The following is a 5,041-nucleotide window of genomic DNA, read 5'->3' as shown; positions in this document are numbered from 1 at the left end:
GAAAAAAGTTCAGGAAGTGCTACGAACCGGTGGCCTCAACGGGGGAACCGTCACCCCAGAGACGACCAAGCTACTGCTTGCAGGTCGCAAAGTGCAGACCTACTTCCGTCGCCGCCCCTATGCCATCGCCGGGGAGTTCGTACTCAATATGACCAATCCCAGCTTTGCCGAAGCGCAGGAGATCGCCAAGCAAGCGCGAGACCTCTACACCAGCGGTGAAGTGGATGTGATCTATCTGGTCTACACCAAGTTCCTCTCCGCACTTGTCCAGAAGCCCATGAGTGTCCAGATGCTCCCGATGGTCGCCGAAGAGACCGAGGAGAGCGCGGGCGGTAGCGAGGACTATATCTTCGAGCCCGATGCAGCCACTCTGTTCGGCAATATGCTCCCTCGCTCGGTGGACACCATGGTCTACCAGGCACTGATCGAGTCCGTGGCCAGTGAGCACGGCGCCCGTATGACCGCCATGTCGAGTGCAACCGACAACGCAGGAAAGATGATCGCGGGTCTCACGCTCGCGGCCAACCGTGCCCGTCAGGCCAGCATCACCAAAGAGCTCGCTGAGATCGTGGGCGGTGCCGACGCGCTCAAGGGATAAGCTCCCTGGCCCCCACATGTGGGGGAAACACAAGGAAATCCCCCGTACCGCAGGCTGCGATACGGGGGATTTTTGTCTTTAGAGGGTCCCGAGGAACTCTAGCAAGTTCGCACGATCCGCCTCGCTCAGCTCCTGGTAGCGCAGTTTTGCCGCCATTGCCTCGCCGCCGTGTGCACGGATCGCCGTATCCACCGTTGTAACGCGACCATCGTGGAGGAAGAACTTGCGTAGCCGCAAGCCCCAGAGCGGTGCGGTGCGGAAGTGGTCGCCGTCTGCGGCACCTTGCACAACTCCATCCCCCGTGCCCACGTTATGGGTCAGCAAGTCCGAGTAGAGGTTCACGGGGCGGTTCGCTAGCGCCACCACCGTGCTACTGCCCGTCTGGAGTGTCGGGACATGACAGGCCGCGCACCGGATCTTGGTAAAAACCTGGTTTCCGCGACCACTTGCCAGAGTGGCGGGTGCGGGATCGGGCGCGGCGAGAAGACGCATGAAGCCCGCAAAGAGCTGTAAGTCCTCGCCATCGTCCTCGGGCTCCGGCACGACATCGTAGAGCGCCTTGCCCTGCGGCAGAAGGTCCAGGGGGAACGTGAGCGTGGTGATTCCCATCTCGTTCAGATAGGCATCGGCAGAGAAGTGCTCTAGCGTCGCCACTTGTGACTTCCAGCCAAAGCGCCCGACATGGCGCTTGCCCGTGATGGGATCGTCCACGTAGTTCGCCACCCCCGTGATGCCGTCGGGGTCGCCGCTGTTGATGTTGCTCAGAATCGTGCTGTCGGAGATGGCCTCCATCAAGCCTGCCCCAAAGAGCGGCGTGGTGATGCGCCGCGAGACATGCTCCGCGCCTGCCGGAACCACTTCCGCAGGAATATTGTGCCCTGGCTCCAGCTCGTCAATCGTGCGGCGCTGAAGCACCGGCCCGCCCCACTCCACTAAGTCCGAGTAGCTTGCCCCGGAGCCCGCCCCGATGCGTGTCACACGGGAGAGGAGTAAGTCCTCGCCCGCACCTCCGACCCCGCCCGCCGAGTGGCACTCGCCACAGCTACGGCCATTGAAGACCGGCCCTAGCCCCTCATCTACGTCTTCCGCAGTGGCGAAAACGGTCTTGCCTTCCTCAAAAAGTTCTTGCTCGGCTCGGGTCAGCCCGGGCGTCTCTGCACCGATGGGGGTAAAGACAGAGCTCACGCCCCCGCACGCTCCCACGCCCAGAAAAAGGGTCGCAGTCGCCGCAATGTGTAATCGCTTCTTCATCTTCAGACTCCTCTTTTCTCGCAGGCTCCTGCGCCTGCTTAGGGCGTAGGGTATGTCTGCGGGATGAAGAAGTCATGAAGATTTTCATACCATTTTAATATCTCACACTAGGGAACATGCAGCTTCCAAATACCGTCCTCGCGTCGCAGTGCCGCAATGTCTTTGCCGCCTTTTACCTTGGAGACCACCGTCGCCTGATCGCCCCGTAGCACAATATGGGTAATCGTCTTCGGGTTGAACTCCATCATCTTGCCAAACGCCGCGAGCTGCTTGCGGTACTCTGCTGCGCCCATCCGCTTCTCCAGCCGTACCCACGCGGCCAGAGTGCTCCTCGAAACGAGCTTCTGCATCGCAGGGTAGTCGCCTTTGCGCATGGCGGCGAAGTAGCGGCTGATCACCGGCACAAAGGCGTGCGTCTGGGCGAGCTTGCCCTGAACAATCTTCGTGACGGCGGGCGCTTTTCGAATAGGGGCACGGAAAGTTGCCTCGTAGCGGTAGTGCAACGGCTCGCCGCCAGGTGCCGGAGCTTCTTCCTCCTCCGAGGCAACTTTCCCCTCAATCACGCCCCCTGTTAGCTTCAGTTCCGAGAAGTACTTTTTGCCCTGAACAAAAAAACTACCCGGTGTCTGCGGTAGCGTGGGAAATAGATGCCCCCTGAAGTTCTGCGCCGCATCTTTCTGATCCAGCTGGAACTCCACTGCGGCAAGCTTGCCATCTTGGTGGAGCGGATAGAGCCCAAATGTCCCCTCCAGCGCCTCAAGCGGTACGGCTTGGTCGGTAAGCAGAAGACAAAGCCCTGTCTTGGGTGGCAGCGCTTCGTCGTTGGTGCGCTCAAAGGCATACGCAAACTTCAGAGGAATGGTTTTCTCGCCCAGAGTCAGCGTCCCTGTCACGGTTTGAAAAAATAACATGAGGCTATTATTCCCGAATTGACATTTTCCAACCCATTGCAAGCGCCTGAGCCGTTTCGTAGAGATCAGGAAGCAAAGAGGCATGAAATGCAAGCAATGAATCTGGAATCTCTTCTACGCCCCAGCGGGCACCCGCGAGGCTCCCCACAAGAACAGGGCAGTAGTTCGCGGGACCAGCAAACGCAATCGCACTTTCCAGGGCTTCCTCGGCGGAGTCAGCGGCACTCACCAGCGCCACAGCGGCACGAAGCACCTCCAGGGCAAAGCCTCCTCGGGAGAGCGGGCCGACCGAAGAGTGCTCTAAGCTGACATTTGCTTTCTGGCAGGCAAGCTCCCAAGAATCCCCCTCGATTAGGAAACGACATACACAGACCACAGCCGCGGCGACATCACCTGCCAGTGGGTGACAGTGTGTCAGTTTTGCTTCACGCCGTGCCAGCTCCGCCAGCGCATCCGTGTGGATCGCAGAGCACATCGCCAGCGGTGCACTCCGGTGCGCGGGATTGCAGCCTGCGGTCATGCCACCTGTTTCTCGGTCTACCTGGAGCGCGGCAGTTTCCCAGTCGTGGCCCTGCTCCACCCGCAAAAAGACTCGTGCAGCTGTCGGCCCCATATCAAAAGCATCGGTGCGCCACCACTCCAGATAACGTGCCGTAAGATCGTCTTGCGAGAATCCCCCACAGTGCACCAGGCTCTGTGCCAGACGAAGCGCCATCCGCACCGGCCCACCGATTCGGTCGCCCGCCGCCAGCCCCAGCAAGACCCCTGCGACTCTTGCTTCTCTCAATCTCGTCCTCGTGCGGGAACAAGCTCGATCTCGCTGGCCTTGAGCTTACGTGCGCCCGCCATCCACGGCTGCGAGGGCATCTCTTTGAGCCAGTCAGAGAGCGACGGGATGCAGCCGAGGTCTTCGAGAACGTGCTGCTCGGCGACATCGCGCACGAAGACCTCTTTGCCGTCGGAGTTGGTCAGCGTCTGCCCGAACAGCTCCTCGATCAGAAAGATCCCAAACGCCGAGTGAAAGACGCAGCGGTGGGTCACCTCCGCGTGCGCCGCCTTGGTCGAGTCCATCTTTTCATGGATCGGCAGGTAGTCCTCAGGAGCACCGCCAAACTTGCGCACCGACGAGCGCGCGTGCATGAGTGGTTTCATTTTGTTTCCTCCAGCTCTGTCTCGATCACTTCGTAGAACTGCACGCCATCCAGCAGGCTCCAGAGCCAATCGCGCTGCACGGGCGTGATGCGCGGCCAGAGTGCACGCCACCACGCTTGCTCGTAGAGATCATCGGTGGGCGGAGGGGTGAGCAGGCCCGCCTCGTCCAGTTTCTCCCAGAGCTCGTCGTAGGTCAGTGAGGTCGCCCGCTCGGTGCCGCCGAAGACACGCAGGGGATTGACGGAGAACCCCACTCCCTCACCTTTCTCCAGCTCACGCCGCGCTTCGTCTTCCAGCAGCTCCGCCCAGAGCAGCGCGTCGTCGCGGCTCTCAAACGCCTTCACCGGCTCATCGCCCTCGCGCTCGAACCAGTTGTCGTTGTACTCCCAGTGGAGCTTCTGAACGAGATAGACAATCATGGTGTCCCCTCCAGCTCCACTTCGTCAATGCGGTAGGGCTTTGGATCAATCAGCCGCCAGAGTGCCTCACGTTGCTCGTTCGTCAGCTCCGTTTCGTCCCACCAGCGCTTGAGGCATGCCTGTACCTCATCTTCGTCGTCGTTAGGTGGCATCGGGGGCTCAGGAAGGTTGAGCTGGCTCAGGGCTGCCAGAAAGTCCACCCAAGCAACGACACGCTCTGGTTCTTTAGGAATATCCTCATCTTCACGCCAAGGCTCAATTCCATAACTTTGGCGTACATACAGTGCATAGCTATCGAAGGGATTCTGCCAGAGCGGCAAATGCGTGGCGACATAAACATCCGCTAACTCACGAGCGTGGAAACACGCGATAATCGGAGGGTGGGCCGTCCGCCGCCATGAAAACGCTTGCTCAGGGAACCGATAGCCTCGATAAAGACGGACAAGATAGAGCTTAGTACTCACAACTCCACCTCCACAGCAAGCACTTCGTAAAAACGTACCCGATCCGAGAAGTCCCAGAAAAGTGCGGCAGCATTTCGACCAACCAGTGCTGCTTGAAACGCCTCTTCCCAGTCAGGTCGCGGCCCCAGTCGGTACTGTGTTCCCTCCCAGATCGGCGGCGGCTCCGGCAGTCCGTTGTCTCGATACCACTGCGTTTGCTGCTCCTCGGTGCGGGTCGTCAGCTCTCCGCCAAAGATGTTCATGAGC

Annotated in this window: 8 protein-coding genes; 1 reads left to right on the top strand and 7 read right to left on the bottom strand. The window is 60.0% G+C overall.

The window, feature by feature from the left end; translation table 11 throughout:
• A partial coding sequence (atpG, locus tag RMO15_RS06210) for an ATP synthase F1 subunit gamma (RefSeq protein WP_309709324.1) occupies positions 1-598 on the top strand: 598 nt, incomplete at its 5' end.
• A gap of 78 nt (positions 599-676) precedes the next feature.
• On the opposite strand, the gene RMO15_RS06205 is transcribed toward atpG, so the two are convergent.
• From RMO15_RS06205 to RMO15_RS06175, 7 genes are all read right to left on the bottom strand, one after another.
• Positions 677-1,849 carry a di-heme oxidoredictase family protein gene (locus RMO15_RS06205; protein ID WP_309709320.1) on the bottom strand — a complete coding sequence of 391 codons (1,173 nt, stop codon included), beginning with the start codon at positions 1,847-1,849 and terminating at the stop codon, positions 677-679.
• 107 nt (positions 1,850-1,956) lie between these two features.
• Positions 1,957-2,760, bottom strand: a complete 804-nt coding sequence (locus RMO15_RS06200) for a hypothetical protein (RefSeq protein ID WP_309709317.1) — start codon at positions 2,758-2,760, stop codon at positions 1,957-1,959.
• 7 nt (positions 2,761-2,767) lie between these two features.
• The gene (locus RMO15_RS06195; RefSeq protein WP_309709314.1) at positions 2,768-3,547 is read right to left on the bottom strand and encodes an ADP-ribosylglycohydrolase family protein; all 780 of its coding nucleotides are present in this window, start codon (positions 3,545-3,547) and stop codon (positions 2,768-2,770) included.
• Positions 3,544-3,912 carry a hypothetical protein gene (locus RMO15_RS06190; RefSeq protein ID WP_309709311.1) on the bottom strand — a complete coding sequence of 123 codons (369 nt, stop codon included), beginning with the start codon at positions 3,910-3,912 and terminating at the stop codon, positions 3,544-3,546. Before RMO15_RS06190 ends, RMO15_RS06195 begins: the two co-directional genes overlap by 4 nt.
• Positions 3,909-4,331 (bottom strand): hypothetical protein, encoded by a 423-nt coding sequence (locus RMO15_RS06185; protein WP_309709306.1) that lies wholly within the window; start codon positions 4,329-4,331, stop codon positions 3,909-3,911. The genes RMO15_RS06190 and RMO15_RS06185 overlap by 4 nt, the downstream gene beginning before the upstream one ends.
• Positions 4,328-4,795, bottom strand: a complete 468-nt coding sequence (locus RMO15_RS06180; protein WP_309709303.1) for a hypothetical protein — start codon at positions 4,793-4,795, stop codon at positions 4,328-4,330. The genes RMO15_RS06185 and RMO15_RS06180 overlap by 4 nt, the downstream gene beginning before the upstream one ends.
• Positions 4,792-5,041, bottom strand: a 250-nt coding sequence (locus RMO15_RS06175; protein ID WP_309709300.1) for a hypothetical protein, incomplete at its 5' end; no start/stop codon positions are given. The genes RMO15_RS06180 and RMO15_RS06175, both read right to left, overlap by 4 nt.

Origin of the sequence: Armatimonas sp. (assembly GCF_031410135.1) — a bacterium.
In the GTDB taxonomy this organism is placed as follows: Bacteria; Armatimonadota; Armatimonadia; order Armatimonadales; family Armatimonadaceae; genus Armatimonas.
Note: the sequence above shows the minus strand (reverse complement) of the source record. Positions and strands in the feature narration are given on the sequence as shown.

Bases quoted from the DNA above. Each gene is read 5' to 3' on its own strand.
- RMO15_RS06205 (WP_309709320.1), bottom strand. From the start codon at position 1,849: ATGAAGAAGCGATTACACATTGCGGCGACTGCGACCCTTTTTCTGGGC.
- RMO15_RS06200 (WP_309709317.1), bottom strand. From the start codon at position 2,760: ATGTTATTTTTTCAAACCGTGACAGGGACGCTGACTCTGGGCGAGAAA.
- RMO15_RS06190 (WP_309709311.1), bottom strand. From the start codon at position 3,912: ATGAAACCACTCATGCACGCGCGCTCGTCGGTGCGCAAGTTTGGCGGT.
- RMO15_RS06185 (WP_309709306.1), bottom strand. From the start codon at position 4,331: ATGATTGTCTATCTCGTTCAGAAGCTCCACTGGGAGTACAACGACAAC.